The organism is Shewanella waksmanii, from assembly GCF_043643685.1.
Lineage (GTDB): Bacteria > Pseudomonadota > Gammaproteobacteria > Enterobacterales > Shewanellaceae > Shewanella > Shewanella waksmanii_A.
The window spans coordinates 51,145-77,669 of record NZ_JBHZSN010000017.1; the positions used below are offsets into that span (position 1 = coordinate 51,145).

Consider the following 26,525-nt stretch of genomic DNA (forward strand, 5'->3'; position numbering starts at 1 on the left):
CGTTTTGTTACTCCATTTCATTTGGGCGATGATTAACATGCGCCAATATATTGCTAAACTGTTCACACACGGCATCAGGGCCGGATAGAGAGATATCTTCACCGTAGTTGTAGCCATAGGTCAAGCCTATCACCGCAATACCTGCAGATTTTGCCGCAAAAATGTCATTTTTTGAGTCGCCAACCATCAAAAGCTGATGTTGACCCAGCTGCCAATGCGCCAACAAATGGTTAAGCGGCATAGGATCTGGTTTCATTTTCGCTAAAGAATCGCCACCGAGCACCACATCAAACAAGCCATCTAACCCGAAAGCTTGTAACAGAGGCACAGTGAACTTATAAGGTTTATTGGTGACCACTGCCAAAGCAAAGCCCGCTTGCTTTAACTGGGTCAACACCTCCAGTACGCCATCATAAAGACGACTATGCTGTTGTAAATTAGCTTGATAATGCGTCATAAACAAAGGCAAAACTTGCTGCAGATAATCGTCGTCTATCTCGCGATCAGATTTAGCAACAAGTGCCCGTTGCACTAATTTTTTAGCACCATTACCGACCCAAGATCTCACTTCAGTTTCACTGCAAGCGGCAAAACCCAGCTCAGCCAGCAAGGCGTTAGTTGCCGCAGCAAGATCAGGCACACTGTCTATCAGTGTTCCGTCGAGATCAAAGGCAATCGCCTTGATGGCATTCATACTCATAATTTACGCGTCTACCTTAGCTAATTCTGCGCGCATCTGATCAATCACCGCTTTATAATCTGGCTGGTTAAAAATGGCACTTCCAGCAACAAACATGTCTGCACCGGCGGCTGCGATTTCGGCAATATTATCAACTTTTACGCCACCATCGACTTGTAGGCGGATCTCATAACCGCTAGCGTCGATGCGCTCACGCACCTGCTTTAGCTTGTCCAACGTTGATGGAATAAACGATTGTCCACCAAAGCCCGGGTTAACAGACATCAGTAGAATCACATCCAGTTTATCCATTACATGATCAAGATAGTGCAGTGGCGTTGCAGGGTTAAATACTAATCCCGCCTTGCAACCGGCTTCTTTAATCAACTGTAAGGTGCGGTCGATATGTTCTGATGCTTCAGGGTGGAAAGTAATAATTGAAGCACCCGCTTTTACGAAATCAGGAATAATACGATCAACCGGTTTCACCATCAGGTGCACATCAATATCAGCAGTCACACCATAATCTCTTAATGCCTGGCAAACCATTGGGCCTATGGTTAAATTGGGCACATAGTGGTTGTCCATCACATCAAAGTGGACAACATCAGCGCCTGCTTTTAGAACGGCATCGACATCTTCACCTAAGCGGGCAAAGTCGGCAGAAAGAATGGAAGGTGCTATTTGAAAAGGTCGCATACTAAACTCACTAAGGGCTGTAGAAGAAGTACGCTATTCTACCTTTAGATGGCCAAAGCCTCTATAGCACAACAGTCATTTTGGCATCCCTTGTATACATTCGAATGATATTTTGGTTCAAGTAGCGACTTTGTTATAAAAAGGTGTTCAAAATATAAACGTATTTGCTATAATCCCGAGACCTGTATGTTTGCATGATTGTAAGGATGTCGAGATGAAAGCAAGGACTAAACTTTCAGCTAGTATAAAATCAGCAACATTACTCGCTACTGTGGCGGTGATGGTAGCCGGTACGGCTATTGGTGTTCAGCAGCTCAACAAGGATGAGTCGGCGTCTGCGTGCCTATGTGATGCCAACACCAGTTATAACCCAACACTACCAGCGAGCCACCCTAGCAACCGTTGCGCACAACAATCTAACGATGTCAGTTGGAAAAACTGGTTCACTGGAAAAAGTCGCTCAGGGCAATTTCACTTCGTAGATCTGCTAGAACTACTCCACGGCCATCAAGACAGCCCCATTGATGACGTTCCAGCTAACAGCAATCAAACTCGTTACTAATCTAAGGTGTCGCGGCTACTGCAAGTTTTCACTAGTACGCTCGCGGCATTTTTTGGTGTACAAACAGAAAGTAATCGCAGTCGGGATTTTCAGTCTCAATCCCCAATTCCATTTATCATCATGGGAATACTCATGGCAGCCATGTTAGTGATAGGGCTGATTTTTACCGTAAGATGGGTACTGGGCTAGATAATCAACAGCTTGCAATAACACAGTGCTAACTTAATTGTTAAAGCTCAACCGGGTCTAGTCATTTTCACTATGATAACGGTCATCATATAACGCCATTAGTTCATCAACTTTTTTGCGTCCATTGCCCTTCTGGCTGATATTACGTTGCACTTGAATAGTACCAAAGCGCGCGCCATGGTATAGCTCACGGGTCAGCGGAATATCATGATTGCTGATCAGCACCGGTATACCGCGATCGATTGCTGTATGTCTCGATTTTCGCGCCAACAAGGCTTGGTCATCCAAACTAAAACCAGCACCAACATAGGTTGTGAAACTGGCTGTAGTCGACAATGGCGCATACGGTGGATCACAATAAACCACATCACCGGGCTGCGTCAGCGCAAAAGCCTGCTCGTACCCAATACATTTAAACTCAGCACGCTGGGCTTTTTCTGCAAACGCCATGATTTCCGCTTCAGGAAAATAGGGTTTCTTATACGAACCAAACGGCACATTAAAGCCGCCTTTTCGGTTATAGCGACAAAGGCCATTAAAACCATGACGATTCATATACAAGAAATACACTGAGCGTAGCAAAGGATCTTGGGTTTGGTTAAACTCTGAACGAACCTGATAGTAAGCATCTTTATCGTTCATACTTGGTACGAACATCGCTTTAGCTTCACGAATGTACTTTTCAGGCTGTGATTGAATAATCTTATATAAATTAATAAGATCCTGATTGATATCACAAAGCAGGTAACGATCGTAGTGGGTGTTTAGAAATACCGATCCTGCTCCGACAAAGGGTTCAACGAGTCTATCTCCCTCAGGCAAGTAATCACTGAGAGCGTCAACCAATTTGTATTTACCACCAGCCCACTTAAGAAAGGCTCTTTGTTTTTTAACCATCTAAATCGATTGAACGCTGAGAGAAGACAAGCTGACGATTGTACTCTGTTTATTATTGAATTTCACGACTAGGAACAGCCTTCTGTATATCATAATGGCCAATATCTCGCCAAGCGCGTAACCAAGGCTGGCCAATTTGATATTCGGTTACCAATCTTTTGCCTTGCTGCTGTGCTTCTAAGTTAGTCGCAAAATCCCCATATAAGACAACCCAGCGCTGTTTATCCTTGGCCACTCTGACATTTGGCTCATTGGACAACTGAGCCAAAATCCTATCAAGGGATTGGCGCTGCTTAACACTGGCAAGTTGCAAGGTATACAGCTTAGTTGGCATCTGCAATGACGTTACTGCTGCGCTTTGACTCGAGATGTCTGTGCTGACATCAATATTAACGCGACTATCATCACTTACATCAGCAGCCTCATCTTGAACTGCTGCAGGCTTAGTTGCCGACGCTAATGCTTCCCTTGTCTCAACTTCAGCCTTCACTGTCGCACTCAGCTTAGAACCAGTATCGGCCATACTAGCCTGCTGCTCAGATTGGGCTGAAGGTTCTTCCCTTACTGTAGCTAAAGGCTCTTTACTCTCAGAAGCTGAAGACTCTTTACCCTCAGAGGCTGAAGGCTCCTCACTCTCAGCATTTGGGTTATCTGTGCGCTGAGATACTGAGGCGTCGCTCATTTGAGTTAACTGATGACGATATTGAAAATAGGGCAGCAAAATTCGATGGGCATACTTTAAGTTCGCCGCATTAGCCCGCGCTTCACTGACCGTCATCACTTTACTGACAACCGGCTCTGCTGTTTGGTTGGTAAAAAAAGCATAACCTATAGCAGCAAACATCATCGCAATCACCATTACGAGAAGCGGCTTCATCCAAGATGCTTTCGCCGCAACTTCAGGTTCGCCATTCAGTGCTAACTCAAACAGTTTAACCACCTCATCGGGCCGCCCTGTTTGCTTCGCAAGTTGTTCAGCAACGATCTCCCTTGGGGTAAACGGAACTTGCTCACTGCGACTCAGTAAGAGGTAATATAAGCCTTCACGCTCTTCGTTATCTAACGGCTCAACCGCCATTGGTAACAGCGGCATCTCATCGGTATCAGGCAACTGCGCAACAACAGAATCAAGGTAATCTGCTGTTGTAGAGAGGGTCACGGTGATACGACGCCCATTCAAAGACAACTGACTGAGTACAATACACTCAGCCCAAATCTCTAACGGCAAATGATGGGCGTCATCAAGCACAATATGTGATGCAACAGGCAGAGATGATGCCAGTTTTAATAGGGTTTCCGGCATGGGGATTTCATCGTCAAATGCCGGTTCACTCAACAATTGTACTAATACTTTACGACGGATTTCAGCGCTATCGCAATGCATTGGACAAGTCACAAATGCACTGCTGACTTCAGACAGTTCTTCGACTAGCTCAGTTAGAATACTGGTTTTGCCACAGCCGTTATCACCAGTCAGAACGGTAAGTTGCTGACCGTATAGCACCACATGCTGCAAACGCTGCAACAACGCATCTTGGCTAGGTAATAAGAATGAAGAGTTTAACGTCACACGGCCACCAAACGGTAATTAGTTGCGGCTAATGACCCCTTCCAGTAGAGATTCAGGTACATCACTGTATATACCTGCTTGACCAATTGCCTTTGGCAAAATGACTCTTAACTGACCCTGAAGGACCTTTTTGTCGCGCCGCATATGCTTGATAAATTGTTCATAATTCATCGTTTCAGGAGCTAAAATCGGTAGGTCAAAAGCCTCGAATATCGCACTAATGCGACAAACGATTGACTCATCAACTAAGCCCATCTCCTGTGCAGTTTTTGCAGCAAGTACTGTGCCAGCAGCCACGGCTTCACCGTGCAGCCAAACTCCATAGCCCATTTCAGCTTCAATAGCGTGGCCGAAGGTGTGCCCCAAGTTTAGCAGTGCGCGCACCCCTTGCTCGGTCTCGTCCTGTTCGACAACCTCAGCCTTAATCTCACAACAACGGGCAATGGCATACTTTAGAGCCTGCTCATCCAGTGATTTAAGTGCTTGAGTATTATCTTCAAGCCAAGCAAAGAATTCCGCATCCCAGATTATGCCGTACTTAATCACCTCGGCCATCCCAGCTGCAAACTCACGCGCTGGCAGGGTATGCAAACATTGAGTATCTATCATGACCATTTTCGGCTGATAAAAAGCACCGATCATGTTTTTCCCAAGTGGATGATTAACTGCAGTTTTGCCACCAACAGAAGAGTCAACTTGAGAAAGTAATGTGGTAGGAACCTGAATAAAATCAACACCACGTTGATAACAGGCTGCAGCAAAACCAGTCATATCACCGATAACACCACCACCCAAGGCGATCAGAACCGTATCTCTACCTAAGTTCTGCTCCAATAAAGCAGTATAAATAGCATTGGTCTGTTCAAGGGTTTTGTATTGCTCACCATCGGGAAGAATGACAGGTTCAACGCAATTAAATGAAGCCAATAGCGCTTGTAACTGGTCAAGATACATGGGCGCTATGGTGTCATTTGTGACGATTAGAAGCTTTTTATTCTGCACATAGTCAGCGAAAAGCTCACCCTGCTCCAGAAGATTCCGGCCAATGAAAATAGGATAACTACGTTCACCAAGTTCAACCTGAATCTGCTTCATTTTTCCGCCTAAATTAAAAGCCTAATTGTTCGATAATTTGGTTTGCGACAACTTTTGCACTTTGCTCATCAGTCTTAACGATGACATCAGCAATCTCTTCGTAAAGAGGGTTACGGGTTGCAGCAAGATTTTCTAGCACTTCTCTTGGGTCTTCAACTTGCAATAACGGACGGCGTTTATCACGCTGGGTACGCGCTACTTGCTTATCGATAGTGGTTTCCAAATAAACCACAATACCTCGTGCAGAAAGGTTGTTACGGATCTCTTTGCTCTGAATAGAGCCACCACCTGTTGCTAAGACAATACCTTGTTTTTCGGTAAGGTCTGCGACAACTTGTGTTTCGCGACGGCGAAACCCTTCTTCACCTTCAACGTCGAAAACCCAAGCGATATCTGCGCCTGTACGGTTCTCAATCTCTTGATCTGAATCGTGGAACTCTAAATGAAGCATCTGTGCGAGATGACGACCTATAGTGCTTTTACCAGCCCCCATAGGACCTACTAGGAAAATATTACGTTTTTCAGCCATTGCTTTACGTCTGAATCTTATATGAAGTTTGCCTATGCCAGCCAAAAAATCCGGCCGACCTTAAATGTTACCTTGCTCTATTGAGACTTGACCGCGGATTATCTCAGTTTACCCCCTATAAAGGCAAGAGAAGTCAGCGAATTCTATGAAATTATCCGTTATAACACATGGCGCTGTGGAGGACCCACCAGCGCCAACATGTGCAAAAATAGTAAGTTATATCTCTTCTGAGACAATTTTAGGGGTCACAAAAATAAGTAACTCTTGACGTTCGTTCTTATCGGAAGTGTTCCTGAATAGATAACCAACAAAGGGAATATCACCCAATACTGGTACTTTACTCACTCGGTTAATTAACTGCTGTTGGTAAATACCACCGAGCACGATAGTTTCACCATGGTCAACCAATACTTGAGTACCAATACGTTGAGTATCGATAGATACGGCTTGGCCAAGCGGAGTATCAACCGTTTTACCTTGAGAATCTTGCGTGATTTCAAGATCCAAAATCACCCTATTATCTGGCGTAATCTGAGGCGTTACCCGTAACGATAACACCGCCTTTTTAAACTGTACCGTTGTTGCACCACTTGATGCAGATTCTACGTAAGGAATCTCCACACCCTGCTCAATGTATGCTGCTTTTTGGTTAGATGTGGTAATACGCGGACTCGCAATAATCTCACCTTTACTTTCCACTTCTAAAGCACTCAACTCAAGGTCAAGCAAAGTACCGTCGGCTAACTTAGCTACGTGGAATGCAATACTGGTTGGATTGGCTACCGCCGCAGGTAAATTCACATTCAACCTATCACCTAAACTGGGCACAATACCATTAGCGATATCATTGGCGCCTTCTAGGCTACCTGAAGTTCCTTTATTGCCCTGCTGGTCTGTCACCCCCCAACGGATACCTAAATCTTCAGAGACATCATCTTTCACCGTCACCATACGAGATTCGATCAACACCTGACGAATGGGGATGTCTAGCACTTCAATCAAACGGTGTACGTTTTCTAGTGTTTCTTCAGTATCTTTAACTAACAGCGTATTAGTACGCTCATCCACAGCGACACTGCCTCGAGAAGACAATAAGCTCGACTCATCGCCTTTGAGCAGTTCAGCTATGTCGGTTGCTTTAGCGTAATTAATTTGAAGGTATTCAGAGAAAAGTGGCGCCAGTTCTTTAACTTCTTGCTGATTTTTCAACTCTTGGCTTTCACGTATTGCCAACTCTTCAGCAGGCGCAATCATCAAAATATTACCTTCAACACGCTTATCTAAACCTTTTGTTTGTAAAATTAGATCCAATGCTTGATCCCAAGGCACATCATCTAGACGAAGGGTAATATCGCCCTCTACAGTATCACTGGTAACCAAGTTAAAATCGTTATAATCAGCAATAATCTGTAGTACAGTGCGCACTGAAATACTTTGGAAGTTCAGTGATAATGAACGTCCTTCGTACTTCTTCTCTTCTTTGACCACTGTCATCCGCTCAGCTTTTTTCACACTCAAACGGAATAGGCTACCTTCTTGCTTATAGTTGTACTCATACTGACCTGACACATCGACCAAAATGCGCGTAGTCAACTCTTCTTTAAAGGTTTCAAAGCTATTAACGGGCGTAGCAAAATCTTGTACGTCCATCACGTAAAGCAGATCTGATCCAATATCAGTGTTGTACAACTTAAGCTCTAACTTAGCGCCCACTTGTTCAACATTGGCAGCCACTGACGCATTGTTAAGTTCAACGAGTAGCTCACCGCCACCTGCCTTATCACGCCTAAAATCGATAGTTTTAATGCCATTAATAAAGCGATTTGGCTCGCCATCAGCGCGACTCACAACTTCATCATTAATGGTTAAACGGTAAGTATTGCCTACCACTTTACCCTGATAAGCTTTTACCTTAGCTAAATCAACGAGTACGCTAAGTTGCTCACCATTTTGAATGGCCGTCACCGCTTTAACGCCAACAGTCTCCACCGGTAGCACATCTTTTTCTAGGCCAGAAATACTGTCATCAAACCCTAAAATAATCTGCGCAGGCGCAGCATTAAGGTCTATTTTCGGCTCTGACACCGGGTTTTCAAAAGTCAGTTGCAGCTCTAGCTGATGATCAACAACTGCATGATACTTAACATCAACCAAGCGATTGGCGGCTGAAGCATTCACAGCCCAGGCCATCAAGAGTGTTGTCGTCATGACCGCTTTCATTAGCGACGACAGGTGATTGATTACTTTTTTCGCGGCAGAAGATTCCATTATTCCCACATCCTTCGCTTGTTATTCTCCGGTAAGTTCCATGTTGCTCATTCTTTCAGCCCAGCAACCAGAACCATCTGGAATTAATTCAATTATTTCGACTGTTTGCGGTGTAACTTTAGCTATTCGGCCATGATAAAGACCTAAATACTCTCCCACACCTAAACGATATACACTGCCATCATTGGTTTCCACTAACGCCCAAATAGTGTCACGCTCGCTGAGCGTGCCTCGCATTTTCAAATTGTCTAATGCATAGGTCTCTAAGCGCCCTTTGCGGCGTCTTAAATCAGGCTGCAAGCAATCCTTGGTTGTATCAATAACTTCTTCGGTAAGTTCACGCGAAGGCGGTACAAAAGGACTACGCATCAATTCAGCTTGGTAAGCGTAATGCTCAAATTTAGGCGTCTCTTCAAGCGGCTTAATATACGCGACATGTTGCGCTTTAGTGGTGGTTACAAACAGTTCTAAATCACTGCGGTCACCCGAGCATGCTGTCAATATCAAAACCACAGAGGCTAACAAAAGCTGTTTCATTATTTCTTCGCCCCCTCTGGTTTTTCTGCAGGCAACTCAGCGCCCTCTTTGAATCGATAAGTTTTAGCGAGAATCTCCATCGCTAACTCACCGGATTCACCTCGGGTAATAACAAAATCATGCAAGCTCACAATTCGAGGTAGTTTCGCCACACCGCTGACCAACTGCCCCATTTCATGATAATTACCCCCGACTGACATACTAATAGGAAATTCAATGTAAAAATCACGCTGAATCTCTTCACGCCAATCTAGGCTTTCGATCTTTAAACCTGCATCGGTTGCAACAAAGGTTAAGTCATCCAGTAGCCCTGGCATCTCATTTTGAGACGGCAGCATCTTTAATAGTTCAGCAAACTGAACTTCCATCACTTCAAGCTGCTCACGGTATAACTTAAGATTAGCCGCTAATTGGTATTTCGCTTTAAAGTCATTTTTCAAGGTCTCTTCTTGTCTTTGCTCTTTATCGAGCTCAGCAATTGCATCTGAGACAAACAAGAAGTAACTGGCGACAAAAATACACACTGCCAACATGATGGCAAACACGACTTTCACCTGTGTTGGCCAACCACCTATGTTTTCAAAATCAATGTCATTAAATTCACTCAGATCGAGTTTCATCGGCTCGCTCCTTGTGTATCACTCTGTTCTGGACTGGCTTCACGTATGGTGACTTTCAGGCTAAATCGTTGTAACTGGCGCAACTCTTCTCGTTGAGAAATAATCGATCGCATATTGGGATCTTGTAGCCATTGTGATGTTTTAACCTTACGCATCATGTTAGCGACATTGTTATTCGACTCGCTGCGTCCTTCTATCCATAACAAGCTGCCTTTCTTTTCAATACTAGATAGGTAAATTCCTGGTGGCACAATGCGTACTAGCTCATCAAGCACATGCGTGGGTAAATTCCTCGCTTGTTGTAGATTCAAAATAATCTCGGTGCGACGCTCGATATCTTTCTTGCGTTCGCGGATTTTTTTGATTTCTGCTATCTGCTTTTCTAGCAGTTGAATCTCGGATGTTAGGTATGCATTGCGGCCTCGTTGCTCCTCGGTCATCGAATCAATTACCATCAAAGCCACATAAACCAGTAAGGATGACACTAAAAATACCAGTGCCAAGATACCTAAATAATCGCGCTTATGTTTTTCGCGCGCTTCTTCTCGCCAGGGGAGTAGGTTTATGTTCGCCATTCAGAATAACTCCTCAAGGCTAGTCCACATGCCACCATATACTTGCTGATATCTGCTTGCAGGTGAGACTTCAACTGTTCGTCGGCATGCAAACATCCCTGAAACGGGTCCGCAATAATGGTATGTACACCGAGTTCATTGGTCAGCAAATTGGCCATACCTTCAAGTTTGGATGTACCGCCACACAAAACGATATGATCAACTTTATCCTTGCCGCTAGAAGTACAATAAATCTGCAAGGTGCGTTTAATTTGCTGTAGTAACTGAGTTTGAAACGGTGACAACACTTCAAACATATAATTTCTAGGAAGGTCGCCTTCAATTTTGGCTTTTTCAGCCTGCTCATGAGACATACCATAGAAGGAAAGAATCGACTGAGTGAACTGCTCACCACCAAAAGCTTGCTCACGAACAAAAGTGGTTTCACCCTGCTCCACCACAGCAAAAGTCGTGATGTTTGCGCCAATATCCACTAAGGCTACCACTTTATCATCTGCGCCTTCTGGCAGTTGCGGGGCAATCACCTCATAGGCACGCCCTAATGCATAACCTTCGACATCCACCACTTTGGCTTCAAGTCCAACGTCATACAGAGCATCAACTCGGGCATCAATATTTTCAGTGCGACAAGCACTTAGCAACACATCAACTTTGGTAGGGTCAGTACTGTTTACGCTCAAAGTCTCAAAGTCGATGCTCACTTCGTCAAGTGAGTAGGGAATCAGGTTATCAGCTTCGATCTCAATCTGCGCTTCCATCTCTTCTTCATTGAGGGAAGCATCCATGTAAATCACTTTCGTCATGACCGCGGAGCCAGAAACAGCAACAGACGCAAACTTCACCCCTTTTGGCAAAGCACGTTTCACTTTCCTTAAAGATTCAAGCACTGCATCGTTATCTTTGATCTCATGATCATTAATCGCGCCTTTTTTAATCGGCACGGCGGTGTGGCTTACAATTTTATAACCATCAGCAGTCTTACTCAGCAATACTGCCTTGACTTCATGGGAGCCAAGGTCAATACCCACCATTTGCGGAGCCTGACGCTTCCATAAGTTTGAAAGCATAGTCCATCGTCACTTTTGTTATAGTTTCAGCAATTAGATTAGCACAAAATCAACTCGTTATAGATATTTGTACAAAATGTTTCTGGGTTTTACAATTGCCATTTTTTTGACAACCATTTTTACTTCACCAATAGCGACTCGCCTTATATACTATTGTGCCCACTAAAATTATTGGAAATGTCTGGTGAAATGGTTTAAACGAATTGTCATCGCGCTCTTTAGCCTGGTCCTTTTAGGTATTGGCGCTATTGCTGCAGCCTATTTTTACTTTTTACCAGAACTCCCAGATGTCACCACGCTCAAAACGGTTAAGCTGCAAACCCCGCTACGCATCTACAGTAGTGACGGCAAACTCATTTCTCAGTTTGGTGAAAAGCGTCGTATCCCTGTGGAATATGAGGAAGTGCCTACTCAGCTAATCAACGCGGTACTCGATACCGAAGATGCACGCTTTTTCGAACATAAAGGTATCGACCCTATCGGTATCGTCCGCGCGGCGCTGATCTTGGCGACCACAGGTAAAAAGAGCCAAGGGGCAAGTACTATTACTCAGCAGGTGGCTCGTGGTTTTTTCTTATCAAGAGAAAAAACCTATATTCGAAAGATTAAAGAGATTTTTCTAGCACTTAAGATTGAAAAAGCACTCAACAAACAAGAAATTCTTGAACTCTACCTCAACCGTTCTTTCTTAGGTAATCGTGCCTACGGTGTCGGCGCCGCTGCACAAGTTTATTATGGCAAAGAGTTAGACGAGCTAACCTTGCCAGAAATGGCAATGATTGCCGGTCTTCCTCAAGCCCCTTCTGCGGCAAACCCTATTCGTAACCCAGCTCGTGCGATGAATCGTCGTAACTGGGTACTTGGGCGTATGTTAGAAAAAGAGAATATTTCTCAGGCGCAATATGATGAAGCGGTTCGCGCGCCGATAACCGCAAAGTACCACGGTGCTGAAATTAACCTTTATGCGCCGTACATCTCTGAAATGGCGCGAGATTATCTTGTTGCCAAGCTTGGCGAAGAAGAAGCGTATACCGGCGGTTACAACATAGTGACAACGGTTGACTCATCACTACAGTTAAAAGCCCAAAAAGCGCTGCGTAATAATGTTTATGCCTACGATGAACGTCATGGCTATCGTGGTGCCACAAAAGTCCTTTGGACTGATACTGCGCCTGCGGTAAAGGAAATAAAATCGCTACTGAGTCAAACTCGAGGGTTCCAAGGGCTCATTCCAGCAGCAGTGATTAGTGTCGAAGATCAGCAAGCGCAAGTCATCAACGCAAAAGGCGAAACCATCGACATTGATTGGCAAGGTCTTAAGTGGGCACGTAGCTTCATCAGTAACAAACGCCAAGGCAAAGCACCGAAATTGGCCAGCGATGTGCTAACGGTGGGCCAACAGATCTGGATTCGCAACAACGGCGAGTTTTGGCAATTATCACAAATTCCGGAAGTGTCGAGCGCCATCGTTTCGCTCGATCCCCACGATGGTGCAATTAAGAACCTTGTCGGTGGCTTTAGTTTCCATACCAGCCAATATAACCGCGTGACTCAAGCTAAACGTCAGTTAGGTTCTAACATTAAGCCGTTTATATACACGGCGGCGCTTGAAAAGGGCTACACCTTAGCAACGCTTATCAACAATGCGCCAATTAACAACGCAGACACCCGTCAAGGCATTGCTTGGCGTCCGAAAAACTCACCTGACCGCTATACTGGTCCAACGAGGCTGCGTGTAGGCTTAGCGCAATCGGTTAACGTCATGGCTGTACGAGCAATGCGTTATACCAGCTTGAATAGCGCAATAGACACCTTAGTAAGGTTTGGCTTCGACCGTGACGATATTCCTCGCAATGAGTCTATTGCGTTAGGGTCTTCATCGGTTACCCCTTTACAAGTCGTCACTGCATTTAGTGTTTTTGCCAATGGTGGCTACAAAGTTGAACCCTATTTTATTGAACGTATTGAAGACAGTTACGGCAATATTATCGAGCAAGCTAACCCAACCTTAGCATGTACGCCAACGCAGGATTTGCAAGCAACTGAGGAAGTCATCAATGACGATCCTTTTGCGGCAATGGCTGATGAATTATCTAGTCCACCAGCAAGTGTTGCAGAACCTGCTGCCGTGTGCGGAGACGACGACTCTCGTTATGCAGAGCAAATCGTTTCTAGCCAACACGCATTTTTGATTACTGAAGCACTCAAAAGTGTTATTTGGGGTGGAGGTAATTGGAGTAAAGGTACCGGCTGGAATGGCACTGCATGGCGGGCTGCACGGGTTGTTAACCGACGCGATATCGCCGGTAAAACCGGTACAACCAACGAATCTCGCGATACTTGGTTTAGTGGCTTCAACCCTAAACTCGCAACAACGGTCTGGGTTGGCTTTGATGACCACAGTAAAGAGCTGGGTCGAACCGCTTGGAACGCCAATGGTGCTAAAGACCAAATTTCAGGGGCTGAAGCCGGGGCAAAAACAGCTGGGCCAGGCTGGAACGAATTTATGAAAGAGGCACTTGAAGGCACGCCACAAGAGCCAATGCTGCCACCTGAAGGGATTGTGTCAGCCAGAATAGATTTGGCGACGGGCAAGCTAACGCGTAAAACGGATCACACCAGCTCATTTGAGTACTTTATTGCTGGTACTGAGCCCACGGAGTATGTCCAAGAAGAGCAAGATCAAAGCGACATCTTTATTGAAGATCCTACAGAAGACTTATTTCAATAATATTGATAACTGACTGGAACCTAGTCAGTTATCAGGCCATTTAAGGCAAAAGCATTCACTTTATGCTGCGCCAAAAAATTGTTATCTATCAAATAAAAAAACCTGCAATTGCAGGTTTTTTTATCAATTGAATAAATTTCAACTCATTTTAGCACTAAGTGCAGCTTTCACTTGAGGTATTGCGGTACCACCTAATGCTTCTCGTTTGGCCAAACACGACTCAATGGTCAGGCAATCATAAACATCATCACCAATGATATTGGCAAAAGCCTGCAACTCATCCAACGCAAACTCTTCTAATGGTTTCTTCTGAGCTATTGCAGCAACAACCACTTCACCAACAACATGGTGCGCTTCTCTAAATGGCATACCTTTGGCCACAAGGTAATCAGCTAATTCCGTTGAGTTAGCATAACCTTGCTGCGCCGCACTTAAGGTGTTTTCTCTATTTACTTTCAAACCAGACAACACCAATGCCGCCATTTCAAGACAAATTGCCCAGCTGTCCATCACATCAAACAAGCCTTCTTTGTCTTCTTGCATGTCTTTGTTATAGGCTAATGGCAATGCTTTCATAGTAGTCAAAATCCCCATCAAGCTGCCATAAACTCGACCGGTTTTACCTCTAATCAGCTCCAATGCATCTGGGTTCTTTTTCTGCGGCATCAGTGATGAGCCAGAGGTCACTTGATCATCCAATTCAATAAAACCTGCTTCGCCACTATTGAAGAAAATCAGATCTTCAGCCATACGACTCAAATGCATCATGCTGATCGAAGCATCGCTGCATAGCTCAATCACATGATCTCTGTCTGAGACCGTATCAAGGCTATTAAGTGTTGGGCTTGCAAACCCAAGCGACTGAGCAAGTTGATGACGATCCATCGGATAGGCCGTGCCAGCCAATGCACCCGTGCCGAGTGGACAAGTGTCAGCGCGTTTTAGTGCATCTTCTAAGCGACTAATATCTCTTTCGAACATTTCCACGTAGGCCAAACACCAATGCCCAAATGCAACAGGTTGCGCACGTTGCAAGTGTGTGTAGCCTGGCATCACTGCATCAAGCTCTCTGGCCGTCAGGTCTAACAAAGCTGCTTTGAGCTGTTGCAGTAATGCAAGTAGTGCTGCCCCCTCTTTCTTGCACCAAAGTTTTAAATCAGTAGCGACCTGATCGTTACGAGAGCGGCCAGTATGTAACTTTTTACCTAAGTCACCGACTTTAGCAATCAATGATTGTTCAACGAAGCTGTGAATATCTTCAGCACCTGAAGCAATAATGACTTCCGGTTTATCAGCAACTTCCTCTAACAATTCGTTTAAGGCTGCTTGTAATTGAGTGCATTCCTGCTGAGTTAATACGCCGACTTGAGTAATTGCATCAGCCCAAGCAATAGAACCAACAATATCTTGTTCAATTAAACGATAATCTACTGGCAAAGAGTCATTAAAAAGCTTAAACAATGCACTGCTTTCTTGCGAAAATCTTCCACCCCATAAGGCCATAATATGCTCCTAAATCTAATAAAATAGAGGGGCGATAACGCCCCTTTTTTAACTCTTATGAGTTGAGACTTATTTACTGCTTAATGCTCTAATACGGCTCGCCAATGAGTATAGGCGAATGAAACCTTCTGCATCCTTTTGATTGTAAACATCATCTTCACCAAAGGTCGCAAACTCTTCTGAGTAGAGGCTATTAGGAGAGCGCTTCTTAACCGCTTGGGCTTGGCCTTTATAAAGCTTAATCACCACTTCACCGTTGACTAGATCTGCTAATGGTTTTGATGCACCAAGTAGCGACTCACATAGAGGCGTAAACCAACGACCATCATAAACAAGGTGTGCCATCTGGGCGCCAATTTGCTCACGCCATTCACGGCTACTCTTATCCAGTACCAACTCTTCAATTGCACGTAATGCTGCAAACATAACGGTACCGCCTGGTGTTTCATAACAACCACGAGACTTCATACCCACCAAACGGTTTTCAGTAATATCGATACGACCGACACCATGAGCACCAGCTATACTATTAAGCTTCATCAAAGCGGCATAAGGACTAAGAGCTTCACCATTTACCTGAGTAATCTGGCCTTTCTCTACAGCTAAAGTGACATATTCAGGAGCATCTGGGGCATCTTCTGGCGCGACAGTCATCGTCCAAACGCCTTTAGTTGGCTCATTCCATGGATCTTCTAACTCGCCACCTTCGTGAGAAATATGCCAAGCGTTGGCGTCACGGCTGTAGATTTTGGTTGCAGATGCAGTGGTCGCAATATTGCGCTCGGCCAAGTAATCTAAAAGATCTTCACGGCTCACCATCTCCCATTCACGCCACGGGGCGATAACCTTAAGATCTGGTGCAAGCGCAGCAAAACAACCTTCAAAACGCACTTGGTCATTACCCTTACCGGTGCAACCATGACATACCGCATCGGCGCCGACTTTTCTGGCCACCTCAACCTGTGCCTTAGCAATAATAGGTCTCGCCATTGAGGTACCGAGTAAATAGGTGCCTTCATAAATAGCGCCTGTCGCGATAGTTGGATAGATATAATCGGCAACAAGTTCTTCTTTAAGGTCTACGATGTAACACTCAGATGCGCCAGACGCGATCGCTTTTTCATGCAACCCTTCTAACTCTTCGTCACCTTGACCCACGTCGGCACAAAATGCGACGATCTCACAGTTATCATAAGTTTCTTTTAGCCACGGAATAATCGCTGAAGTATCTAAGCCACCTGAATAGGCTAGAACAACTTTTTTAACTGGTGTATCGGTTTGCTTTGACATAACTTTTCCTAAATCTTTTCTATAAAGCCTGTGGCTCAATAACTGGTAATATTGTGTAATTAGTCGGCCAACAGAGTGACCAAAACAGCATTTTGTGCATGCATACGGTTTTCTGCTTGGTGCAAAATCAATGAACCTTCCCCATCGACCACTTCAGCTGTCGCTTCTACGCCCCGATAGGCCGGCAAGCAGTGCATAAAGTAATTTGCGCCAGTTTGCTGCATCAATTCACTGGTAACTTGGTAAGGACCAAATTTCGCTTTAATATCAGCCAACTCCGCATTATCTCCCATTGAAATCCAAGTGTCGGTGTAGATGGCATCTTGTTGTTTAAGATCGTTAATGTCAGAGCTCAGCAATAATTCACCACCATGTTTTGCCGCTAAAGCTTGAGCTTCAACCACCACTTGGCCATCGGGGAAGTGACCCTGAGGACAAATTACCGTTAGGCTCGCACCGAGAATAGCTGCGCCGTACATCAAACTATGGGTCACATTATTACCATCACCCACATAGGCCAGTTTAACCTTGCTTAAATCTTCAAAATGCTCAGACAGCGTTAAAAAGTCAGCTAACCCTTGGCATGGGTGATACATATCTGACAGCGCATTAATAACAGGCACTGTGCCATGCTCAGCAAGTTGCTCAATCGTTGAGTGAGCGAAAGTCCGCGCCACAATAGCGTCAGCCCAGCAGGAAATGTTACTGGCAAAGTCAGAAACAGGCTCACGCTTTCCTAATGCCCCATTTTGTTGATCAAGATATAAGCAGTGGCCACCTAGCTTATTGATTCCGATATCGAAACTGACTCGGGTACGCAGAGATGGTTTTTCAAACAGCATTACCACACTTTTACCGTCAAGTGCATTGCGATACTGCTTAGGGTTAGATTTTATCTCTTTAGCAAGCTGCAATAACTCAATCAGTTGGCTTTGACTAAGATCTTTAATTGAAAGTAAGTGATTCATCTTCTATCGCTCCTGTGGCTAACAGAGTTAACCCGCTATTCTCTGTTAATCAATGAGGTAATATCTGGGTACCGACACTTTCACCCTGTGCCAATAACATTAATTGTTCGCTTTGTTGCCACGAGGCAACCTGCACTATCTGACCTGTCGCTTGAGCCACTTCAAAAGCAGCCTCAACTTTGACCTTCATGCCTTTGGCAATAACGCCCTGTTGTACTAAAGACTCTGCCTGAGCTAAATTCAGTTGGCTTATCAGCTCGCCTTGCTCATTAAGTACACCTGGTACATCAGATAACAGCACCAACTGGCCGCCTACTAATTTGGCTAACACACTTGCCGCTTGGTCGGCATTGACATTCAACTGCGCACCATCATCGGCTATCGCAATTGAACTGATAATTGGCATCCAAGACTGCTGTAGAAGGAAGTCCAGCAAGCTTGAGTCGTTTGCCGTAACTTCTCCAACGAACCCCAACCGAGAATCTTTGATGCTCGCCTTAACCATGTTAGCGTCAGCCAAGCTTAAACCAACACAATTTACGCCTGCTTTTTTAGCCGTGGCCTGTAACATCTTGTTGGCCGTGCCCGCTAGCGCACCGACAACAATTGGCATATGTTCAGCAGGGCTGACTCTTAGCCCATCCAATTTTTCACTTTTCATTCCATTGGCGGCAAGCTGCTCATCGACTAAGCACCCACCACCATGTACAAGAATAAGCTGAGTCCCAGCTGCAATAATATCTTTGGCTGTGTTCATCAACTGCTCCATGCCCTGCTGAGATTGCAATAATGCGCCGCCGACTTTTAATACTAATACTTGCTTCATGTCTGATATCCACTCAAATCGTATGATAATTACGCATATTTAAAATGAATCTTTATGCATTGGTGAGCTTGACTAGCTGCACCTTTCATTAAATTATCAATGGCACTGCCAATCACTAAATATTGATTGTTTTCGTCAAACTTCCAGCCAAGGTGACAAAATGGCGTATTCACGACATCATCGACTTTTGGAAATTGGTTCTGTTTAACCGTAACAAGCGGTTTGTCATCGTAAACAGCATAAGCTTGTTCAATATCAGCTGATGTTGTACCTGCTTTTAATTTCACAGTTATCGTCGCGAGAATGCCCCGCTTAAAATTACCTAAATGTGGAGTAAAAATAACTTCTTGGCCTAATTGTGTCGCAATTTCAGGTTGATGCCTGTGACCAAGCACACCATATGGGGTCAAACTGACTTCACAAAAGCTGGTATGCAACTGCGCCTTACGTCCAGCACCGGTGACACCGCTAACCGCATTAATAACGGGTAAGGTATCACTCAGCAAATGAGCAATGGGTTTCAACCCTGTTAGCGATGCGGTTGGATAACAGCCTGGCACTGCGATTAATTTGCTATCGGCTATGGCGGATTCATTCCATTCAGCTAAGCCATACACTGCATGAGACAATGCATCGGGGTGAGTATGTTCAAAACCGTACCACTTGGGGTACTGTTCAACATCGGCAAAACGATAGGCGCCACTTAAATCGAAAACCGCCAAATCTTGTTGATAAAACCATGCTGCCAATTGCAAGCTAACGGCATGGTCAGTCGCCAGAACAACAGCATCAGCCTCGTCGACGATAAGCGCTTTAGCTTCCTCTGTTAATGGCGATAAACAAGTTTGAATATGACTATATGCAGGATAAAGCTCGGCTAAAGGTTTGCCCTTATCAACACTGTTTTCTGACACATATAGGCCCTGAATTGTCAGCTGCTGATCAGCTTCAATAAGAGCGGTAATCTGCGCACCGGTGTAACCACTAGCGCCAATAATTGCTATGCTTTTCATCATCTAAATAATCTTCATTTGAATTGAACGGGAAAAAAGAGGGGGCACAACATAAGCCCTGGTAAAAATACCAATAGTTGACAAGTTTATCGTCGCAGGAAGCCGTTACATATCGCCTTTTTGTTAATATTTTGATGTGAATTCTTCATTTTCTATCTCAATTTGGTGCTTTATTTAATGGTACTCGGTCTAGCTGTTTGCTAGACTACCACACAAAACTAATTATGCAATATATTTGAATATATATTTTAGGTGGATCATGAAAAATTTGCCGGATTTAAAAACAAGCTTCGCAGAACTCATCTCGACGCCTTCGATCAGTGCTTTAGAAAGTCAGCTTGATATGAGCAATCATGATGTTGTGCAATTACTGCATCAATGGTTTAGTGACTTGGGCTTTAATTGCCAATCAGAAGTGGTACCTGAGACCAGAGACAAGCATAATTTTCTAGCTTCTTTTGGTAGCGGCTCAGGCGGGCTGTTACTTGCAGGGCATACTGACACAGTGCCTTTTGATGAAGGACGCTGGCAACATGACCCTTTTGCGCTAACCGAGCAAGATAACAAATGGTATGGCTTAGGTACCTGCGACATGAAAGGTTTTTTTGCTCTTGTTGTCGAAGCACTTAAAACTCTACCCCTAGACCAATTCAAACGCCCACTCTATGTATTAGCCAGTGCTGACGAAGAAACAACTATGAATGGCGCTAAAGCCTTTGCTAAAGCAAAGTCGATTGCACCTGACTATGCCATCATAGGTGAGCCAACGGGTTTAAAACCTGTTTATATGCATAAAGGCCATTTAGCACAAGGAATACGAGTGACGGGGCGCAGCGGTCATTCATCGGATCCTGCTAACGGGCTCAATGCCATTGAAATCATGCATCAAGTGATCGGGCAACTACTCAAACTGAAACAACATTTGGCTGACAACTACCTAGAGAATGCCTTCAGTGTGCCCTATCCAACAATGAATCTTGGTCATGTTCATGGTGGAGACGCTGCCAATCGCATATGTGGATGTTGCGACTTGCATTTGGATATTCGCCCGTTACCGGGCCTAGCAATCGATGAACTTGAGCAACTGATCATTCAATATCTCGCACCGGTCAACACTCAATATCCAGGCGCAATTAACATATCGCAACTTTATCCGCCGTCAGAGGCCTTTGCTGGAGACAAAGACAATAGTTGGAGTCAATTGGTGGCTAAGCTCAGTGAACAACAACCTGAAGTAGTCAACTATGCTACTGAAGCGCCTTATATTAACCAGCTTGGCTGCCAAACCCTAGTGCTTGGCCCAGGCAGCATAGCCCAAGCCCATCAACCAGATGAGTTTATCGATACCGTCTATTTAGATAAAACGGTAGCATTGCTTAAACAGCTAATTTACCAAGCATGCATTAAATAATTATCAATATAAAAGTGCTTTTTTAATTGATAGTGCAGCAGAGATGATTTAGCGCAAAGGTATTCAGCATTTTGCGCTAGCTTCTATTACCCCATTCGCGGTAGGCTGGGGGTTGTGATTGATTAACCTTCCCGTATGGAGCATGTATGGCAGATATGTACGCATCACTAAAGTCTAACGTCAGCACGTTAGGACAAATTCTCGGCGACACTATTCGCAATGACTTGGATGATGCATTCTTAGAAAAAATTGAGCAGATTCGCCACCTTGCTAAAAGTTCACGCCAAGGTGATAGTGCTGCGCGTGAAGAGATGTTGACCTTGCTGGCTGCCTTACCTGACGATGAGCTAGTGCCTTTTGCTAAAGCATTCAACCAATTTTTAAATCTTGCCAATATCGCTGAACAATTTCATACCATCAGCCGCAATTGCGATGAGCTGGTGTGCGTCCCCGATCCCGTAGAACAGTTATTAGGACGTATGCTAAGCGGTAAAGTAGATCAGCAGCAAGTATTAGCCTGTTTAGAAAGCCTCGATATCGACCTTGTGCTTACTGCTCATCCAACTGAAATCTCGCGCCGTACGCTGATTCAAAAGTACTCAGCGATTGTTGACTGTTTAGCCACACTAGAAAACGGCCAACTCAGTGAACGTGAAAAGAAGCAGCAACATTTACGCCTGCGTCAGCTGATCGCCCAAATCTGGCACACCAATGAGATTCGTAATGAGCGACCGACACCCGTTGACGAAGCACGCTGGGGACTAAGCACTATTGAAGTCTCGCTATGGCAAGCAATACCGGACTTCTTACGCCAACTAAATGAACAGGTGGAGGAAAGAACTGGCACGCAAATCCCAACCGATATTGCCCCAGTACGTTTCTCTAGCTGGATGGGAGGCGACCGCGATGGCAACCCATTTGTCACCGCCAAAGTAACCGAAGAAGTCCTCCTACGTAACCGTCATACTGCAGCTCGGCTATACCTGAAAGATATTGTTAATCTGGTTAACGAACTATCTATGGAAGAAGCCAACGACACCCTGTTATCACAAACAGGCCCGAGTCATGAGCCTTACCGCATCATTCTTCGCCAGTTACGCCAGAAGCTTCGCAACACCATCGACTATCTCAATGCCCGTCTTGAAGGTCACCAACCAGAAGTAGATCGTGACAGCATCATTTGGTGTAAAGAAGATTTAAAAGCACCATTAGACTGCATATATCAGAGCTTGTGTGATAAAGGCATGTCGCTAATCGCCAACGGCTTACTACTAGATATGCACCGCCGATTAGCTTGTTTTGGCATTCACATGCTCAAGTTAGACATTCGTCAAGACGCTGAGCGCCATGCAGATGTTATTGCAGAACTTACACGCTATTTAGGCTTAGGCGACTATAACCACTGGGATGAACAGGAAAAACAGGCCTTCCTCCTAAGAGAGCTAACCGGAAAACGGCCACTTATCCCTTCAAGTTGGACGCCCTCAGATGACGTCGCTGAAGTGCTAAGTACCTGTAGGCTAGTAGCAAGTCAGCCAGCTGCTGCACTGGGCTCCTATGTTATTTCCATGGCGAGTAAGCCCTCAGATGTATTAGCGGTATTGTTGCTACTAAAAGAAGCTAACTGCCCACACCCAATGCGCGTGGTGCCATTATTTGAAACACTAGATGATCTTAACAACGCCGCCGATTGCATCAGTGCCTTACTCAAAATTGACTGGTATAGAGGTTATAGCAAAGGCACACAAGAAGTGATGATTGGCTATTCTGACTCAGCCAAAGATGCAGGTGTTATGGCTGCGGCCTGGGCTCAATACCGTGCCCAAGAACAACTGGTTGAGATCTGCCAGCAAGCTGATATCAAGCTGACCTTATTCCATGGACGTGGTGGTACCATTGGCCGTGGCGGCGGACCTGCTCACCAAGCTATTTTATCTCAACCTCCGGGTTCTGTTGATGGTCGTATCAGAGTCACCGAACAGGGAGAAATGATTCGCTTTAAATTTGGTCTGCCCAAATTGGCGGTACAGAGCTTAGCCCTATATACCTCTGCGGTAATGGAAGCCACATTACTACCGCCACCGGTACCAAAACCGGCTTGGCGTGAAACCATGCAGCAACTAGCAGACGAATCTGTGGAGGCTTATCGCAGTATTGTTCGTGGTGAACCCGACTTTGTTGCCTACTTTAGGGCCGCGACTCCAGAAGTGGAACTGGGTAAATTGCCACTAGGCAGCCGACCAGCCAAACGACGCATAGATGGTGGTATCGAGAGCTTACGGGCTATTCCGTGGATTTTTGCATGGTCGCAAAACCGACTTATGCTGCCAGCCTGGTTAGGCGCCGGTGAAGCGTTAAATTCGGTCGCAGAACAGGGCAGAATGGCGCTACTACAAGAGATGGCAAGTCAGTGGCCATTCTTTGAAACACGTATTTCAATGTTGGAGATGGTATACGCGAAAGCAGAACCTAATCTCGCTAAATATTACGAAACTTGCTTAGTCGACCCAAGCTTACATCATTTAGGTGATACGCTTAGAGCACGTATGGCAGAAGGAATTGAGGCCGTGCTAAAGCTCACTCAAGCAGAAGCACTCATGTCGCATACTCCTTGGAACAGAGAGTCTGTAGAGTTACGTAACCCATACATTGATCCATTGAACTTCCTACAAGCAGAATTGCTAGCTCGTACCCGCAAAGAGCAAACACACAGTCAGGATATTGAGCTTGCACTGATGTTGACAATCGCTGGTGTTGCAGCGGGAATGAGAAATACAGGATGATGAGACTAACCCGGCTACTGTTACTCTCAGTCTTACTGTTATTGACTGGCTGTGTCAGTCAATACAGTATCTCTGAGCGTGAATTAGAAGGCTACCTATCAAAAGAAATTCACTTTGAGGTTAATCAAGGTAATCAGCTGTTTGGCATTGAATTGACCATTGCTGAGATAGAAGTGAACTTGGGTGATAAGCCTGACATCATGGCAGTAACCGCCCACAGCTTAGTCAAAGTAAGAAATCCAATCATGCCGATTGGCGCAGAGCTCACCACGACCTTTGAGGCTAAACCTTGGTATGATCCAGATAAACATGCAGTGTACCTTAAAGATCTCAGCCTCACTAAGGTCGAATCTACACCGGATGATATAGAAAAGGCGATTAGTCCCGTCGCACCACAGATGATGGGGTTTGTACGACACTTTTTAGAGACCCAACCGGTGTATGTGCTAGATACTCAAAATGGTAATCAGGCACTACTCGCTGAAATGACTAAACGTATTGAAGTAGCGCCCGGTAAACTGAAGCTTATATTCAACGACTAGGCTCAGTTTGGAAGTCTATCAAACAGAAAAGGCGGCAAATTCAATTGCCGCCTTTTTTATTTACTTCGCAAATCGTTTTGCTGACGGATAATCAACAATGACAGCTTCGCGCGCTAAATCTCTACGCAACATATCGTAAGCCACAGCACTGCTCATACTTCTAACGAGATCCCGCGACCGACTGGGGAATTTCAACATTTGACTATAAACCGCGTTCTTCGTTGCCAACGCTATAGCAACAGTGCCCACCGGTTTTTCATCGGTGCCACCTTCAGGCCCAGCAATACCACTTGTTGCGAGGGCATAGTCGCTGTCTAAAATACTGCGCGCCCCAATGGCCATTTCCTCAACCACAGCAATTGATACTGCACCATGATCGTCTAATGTTTCTGGCTTAACTCCTAGCACTTTAACTTTCGACTCATTACTGTAGGTCACCAACCCTTGGTGCAAGTATGTAGAGCTACCAGGAAAAGCCACTAAACCACTGGTGATAGCACCACCTGTACAGGATTCAGCAATACTGAGCCCATGGCCAGAATTGACGAGTAAATTATGCACGGCTTTGTCTAAACCATCACAATCACGACACACCACTGCTGTACCAAGATGCTGCTTTACTTGTTGAACGAGGTGTTCAATCTGATCAATAGCCGCTTCACCCCGAGCAAATAACTTAATTTCTATATAAGGCATGAAAGAGCGATAGCCCAATGTAATACCATCAGGCAGCGGCAGACCTAACAGTTTATCCGCTAGCGCTGACTCACCTGAACCAAGGGTGAGTAACTTAGTGACCTGTGTAGGCTCCCCAACAGCAAATCGTTCATTAAGAAAAGGAATAAACTGCTCTTTCACCATTGCCTTAAACTCAAAAGGCACACCTGGTGTGAAAAACAACCAGGCTTTGTTGAGTTTTACCGCAAAGCCACAGGCTGTTCCAAGCGGATTGTCGATCATCACTGCAGACTCAGGTAATAGCGCCTGCTTTAGATTACTGGGTGACATCACCCTGCCATTACGGGTAAACCAGTCTTCAAGCCGCTGACGCCAATGGCTATTCTCAACCAATGGCTCTCCAAGTGCTTGCGCTGCTGCCTCGCTAGACAAATCATCCGAAGTTGGCCCTAAACCGCCATTGACTAATATAATGTCGGCGTGTTGACTTCGCTCTTGGAAAATTTCAACCAAATCACTTAAACGATCGCCCACCGTCGTTTTACGCTGACACTCAATACCATAATCCATCATAGTATCAGCGAACCAAGCAGCATTGGTATCCACTATCTGACCCGCTAATACCTCTTCGCCAGTGCAAATTAACTCCAGCTTCATCTCTATCTCCCAAGGCAAATAATGCAGATAAACTATTCAAGCTATCAGCTAATAGCAATAGTCCTTTTGCATCTAATTGCCCAGATACTGGCAAAATTAACTGCCATATCGAGAAGTAGCAGTACCAAGCATGGGCAAATCCCACTTATCACGCTAGATCGTTGAACCTAACAAACCGATACCGATCATTAAAAACCATAGCTGAAATCGCTTAAATACAGCTAACACAAGGTAGTGAAAGCGAGGCGCCTTGAAAACGCACTATTCAGCCTCTAGTCTTTAGGTGAAGTGAATACTGAGGAGCTTGCCTTCGTAGCTGGAGGCGAGGCACACGACCTTTCATTGGCATCCTTGACCTCCTTAACATCCATGCCATCAAGGCATTTGTTAATCCTAAACATCAGAAGTGCCGAATGCCAGAAACGCAGGAGCAGTTTTTTGCCAAGCTCAGCGGCGGGTCGACGTAGGGGGTATGTGGTTTCGCAAAGCGCATATACGAAAAGCCCTAGCGTTTTGTGCTAGGGCTTTTTCGCCAATCTTTAAAGAAAAGTTTGGTGCCTGGAAATGGCCAGCTTCGAGCAAGCTCTCCGCGTTTACCCCTTGCATCAAACTTCGTTTGATAAGCACAAGGGCTTCACCCTACTCCACATGGGTACTGAACCTCACTGCGTTCGGGCTTTTTATTTCCCCATGTTCGTTCGGTCATCTTTCCAGCCAATAACGAAAAAAGCCCGCTACATCGTAGCGGGCTTTCTCGTTATTTGGCGTCTGGAAATGACCTACTCTCACATGGGGAGACCCCACACTACCATCGGCGCAATTGCGTTTCACTTCTG

24 protein-coding genes are annotated in these 26,525 nt (G+C 45.1%); 7 read left to right on the top strand and 17 right to left on the bottom strand.

The features are described 5' to 3' along the window. Positions 1 to 7 precede the first annotated feature (7 nt). Together ACHUFW_RS19820 and rpe are read right to left on the bottom strand one after the other, a co-directional pair. Positions 8 to 700 carry a phosphoglycolate phosphatase gene (locus ACHUFW_RS19820; protein WP_394205577.1) on the bottom strand — a complete coding sequence of 231 codons (693 nt, stop codon included), beginning with the start codon at positions 698 to 700 and terminating at the stop codon, positions 8 to 10. Between the two features lie 3 nt (positions 701 to 703). Continuing rightward, complete coding sequence (gene rpe / locus ACHUFW_RS19825; protein ID WP_394205578.1) at positions 704 to 1,378, bottom strand: ribulose-phosphate 3-epimerase; 675 nt, start codon at positions 1,376 to 1,378, stop codon at positions 704 to 706. 214 nt (positions 1,379 to 1,592) lie between these two features. Here rpe and ACHUFW_RS19830 point away from each other — a divergent pair, with 214 nt between their 5' ends. Further along, positions 1,593 to 1,940 carry a hypothetical protein gene (locus ACHUFW_RS19830; RefSeq protein ID WP_394205579.1) on the top strand — a complete coding sequence of 116 codons (348 nt, stop codon included), beginning with the start codon at positions 1,593 to 1,595 and terminating at the stop codon, positions 1,938 to 1,940. A gap of 6 nt (positions 1,941 to 1,946) precedes the next feature. Then, positions 1,947 to 2,129, top strand: a complete 183-nt coding sequence (locus ACHUFW_RS19835; RefSeq protein ID WP_394205580.1) for a DUF2970 domain-containing protein — start codon at positions 1,947 to 1,949, stop codon at positions 2,127 to 2,129. A 57-nt stretch (positions 2,130 to 2,186) separates the two neighbouring features. On the opposite strand, the gene ACHUFW_RS19840 is transcribed toward ACHUFW_RS19835, so the two are convergent. The 9 genes from ACHUFW_RS19840 to ACHUFW_RS19880 all read right to left on the bottom strand — a co-directional run bounded on the left by ACHUFW_RS19840 (position 2,187) and on the right by ACHUFW_RS19880 (position 11,287). Beyond that, a complete protein-coding gene (locus tag ACHUFW_RS19840) occupies positions 2,187 to 3,026 on the bottom strand; it encodes a Dam family site-specific DNA-(adenine-N6)-methyltransferase (protein WP_394205582.1) in 840 nt (279 codons plus the stop codon). A gap of 52 nt (positions 3,027 to 3,078) precedes the next feature. Further along, positions 3,079 to 4,596 carry an AAA family ATPase gene (locus ACHUFW_RS19845; RefSeq protein ID WP_394205583.1) on the bottom strand — a complete coding sequence of 506 codons (1,518 nt, stop codon included), beginning with the start codon at positions 4,594 to 4,596 and terminating at the stop codon, positions 3,079 to 3,081. Between the two features lie 18 nt (positions 4,597 to 4,614). Beyond that, a complete protein-coding gene (aroB, locus tag ACHUFW_RS19850) occupies positions 4,615 to 5,691 on the bottom strand; it encodes a 3-dehydroquinate synthase (protein WP_394205584.1) in 1,077 nt (358 codons plus the stop codon). Between the two features lie 13 nt (positions 5,692 to 5,704). Further along, entirely contained in the window at positions 5,705 to 6,220 is a 516-nt protein-coding gene (gene aroK, locus ACHUFW_RS19855) for a shikimate kinase AroK (protein WP_394205586.1), read from the bottom strand. Positions 6,221 to 6,436: 216 nt separating this feature from the next. Further along, on the bottom strand, positions 6,437 to 8,488 hold the full coding sequence (locus tag ACHUFW_RS19860) for a type IV pilus secretin PilQ (protein ID WP_463602315.1): 2,052 nt from the start codon (positions 8,486 to 8,488) through the stop codon (positions 6,437 to 6,439). Positions 8,489 to 8,509: 21 nt separating this feature from the next. Next, complete coding sequence (locus tag ACHUFW_RS19865) at positions 8,510 to 9,025, bottom strand: pilus assembly protein PilP (protein ID WP_394205588.1); 516 nt, start codon at positions 9,023 to 9,025, stop codon at positions 8,510 to 8,512. Further along, entirely contained in the window at positions 9,025 to 9,645 is a 621-nt protein-coding gene (locus ACHUFW_RS19870) for a type IV pilus inner membrane component PilO (protein WP_394205590.1), read from the bottom strand. Before ACHUFW_RS19870 ends, ACHUFW_RS19865 begins: the two co-directional genes overlap by 1 nt. Beyond that, positions 9,642 to 10,220 (bottom strand): PilN domain-containing protein, encoded by a 579-nt coding sequence (locus ACHUFW_RS19875; RefSeq protein WP_394205592.1) that lies wholly within the window; start codon positions 10,218 to 10,220, stop codon positions 9,642 to 9,644. The genes ACHUFW_RS19870 and ACHUFW_RS19875 overlap by 4 nt, the downstream gene beginning before the upstream one ends. Beyond that, positions 10,208 to 11,287, bottom strand: coding sequence for a pilus assembly protein PilM (locus ACHUFW_RS19880; protein ID WP_394205594.1), 1,080 nt, complete (start codon positions 11,285 to 11,287; stop codon positions 10,208 to 10,210). The genes ACHUFW_RS19875 and ACHUFW_RS19880 overlap by 13 nt, the downstream gene beginning before the upstream one ends. Before the next feature lie 184 nt (positions 11,288 to 11,471). Here ACHUFW_RS19880 and ACHUFW_RS19885 point away from each other — a divergent pair, with 184 nt between their 5' ends. After that, positions 11,472 to 14,018 (top strand): penicillin-binding protein 1A, encoded by a 2,547-nt coding sequence (locus ACHUFW_RS19885; RefSeq protein ID WP_394205596.1) that lies wholly within the window; start codon positions 11,472 to 11,474, stop codon positions 14,016 to 14,018. Positions 14,019 to 14,156: 138 nt separating this feature from the next. Here the strand turns inward: ACHUFW_RS19885 and argH are convergent, their stop codons facing one another. The 5 genes from argH to argC all read right to left on the bottom strand — a co-directional run bounded on the left by argH (position 14,157) and on the right by argC (position 19,618). Next, the gene (argH, locus tag ACHUFW_RS19890) at positions 14,157 to 15,521 is read right to left on the bottom strand and encodes an argininosuccinate lyase (RefSeq protein ID WP_394205597.1); all 1,365 of its coding nucleotides are present in this window, start codon (positions 15,519 to 15,521) and stop codon (positions 14,157 to 14,159) included. 69 nt (positions 15,522 to 15,590) lie between these two features. Then, positions 15,591 to 16,811, bottom strand: coding sequence for an argininosuccinate synthase (locus ACHUFW_RS19895; RefSeq protein ID WP_394205598.1), 1,221 nt, complete (start codon positions 16,809 to 16,811; stop codon positions 15,591 to 15,593). Between the two features lie 59 nt (positions 16,812 to 16,870). Then, a complete protein-coding gene (locus ACHUFW_RS19900) occupies positions 16,871 to 17,779 on the bottom strand; it encodes an ornithine carbamoyltransferase (protein ID WP_394205600.1) in 909 nt (302 codons plus the stop codon). A 49-nt stretch (positions 17,780 to 17,828) separates the two neighbouring features. Then, positions 17,829 to 18,605: an acetylglutamate kinase gene (argB, locus tag ACHUFW_RS19905; RefSeq protein WP_394205601.1), complete on the bottom strand. Its 777-nt coding sequence runs from the start codon at positions 18,603 to 18,605 to the stop codon at positions 17,829 to 17,831. A 29-nt stretch (positions 18,606 to 18,634) separates the two neighbouring features. After that, positions 18,635 to 19,618 carry an N-acetyl-gamma-glutamyl-phosphate reductase gene (argC, locus tag ACHUFW_RS19910; protein ID WP_394205623.1) on the bottom strand — a complete coding sequence of 328 codons (984 nt, stop codon included), beginning with the start codon at positions 19,616 to 19,618 and terminating at the stop codon, positions 18,635 to 18,637. A gap of 259 nt (positions 19,619 to 19,877) precedes the next feature. On the opposite strand from argC, the gene argE reads away from it, so the two are divergent. From argE to ACHUFW_RS19925, 3 genes are all read left to right on the top strand, one after another. After that, positions 19,878 to 21,029, top strand: a complete 1,152-nt coding sequence (argE, locus tag ACHUFW_RS19915; RefSeq protein ID WP_394205603.1) for an acetylornithine deacetylase — start codon at positions 19,878 to 19,880, stop codon at positions 21,027 to 21,029. A gap of 146 nt (positions 21,030 to 21,175) precedes the next feature. After that, on the top strand, positions 21,176 to 23,812 hold the full coding sequence (gene ppc / locus ACHUFW_RS19920; protein WP_394205605.1) for a phosphoenolpyruvate carboxylase: 2,637 nt from the start codon (positions 21,176 to 21,178) through the stop codon (positions 23,810 to 23,812). Further along, positions 23,809 to 24,354 (top strand): YceB family lipoprotein, encoded by a 546-nt coding sequence (locus ACHUFW_RS19925; RefSeq protein WP_394205607.1) that lies wholly within the window; start codon positions 23,809 to 23,811, stop codon positions 24,352 to 24,354. Before ppc ends, ACHUFW_RS19925 begins: the two co-directional genes overlap by 4 nt. Before the next feature lie 60 nt (positions 24,355 to 24,414). Here the strand turns inward: ACHUFW_RS19925 and ACHUFW_RS19930 are convergent, their stop codons facing one another. Continuing rightward, positions 24,415 to 25,689, bottom strand: a complete 1,275-nt coding sequence (locus ACHUFW_RS19930; RefSeq protein ID WP_394205609.1) for a CinA family nicotinamide mononucleotide deamidase-related protein — start codon at positions 25,687 to 25,689, stop codon at positions 24,415 to 24,417. Positions 25,690 to 26,253: 564 nt separating this feature from the next. Between ACHUFW_RS19930 and ACHUFW_RS19935 the strand changes: the two genes are divergently transcribed. Next, on the top strand, positions 26,254 to 26,525 hold a 272-nt coding region (locus ACHUFW_RS19935; protein WP_394205611.1), incomplete at its 3' end, for a hypothetical protein.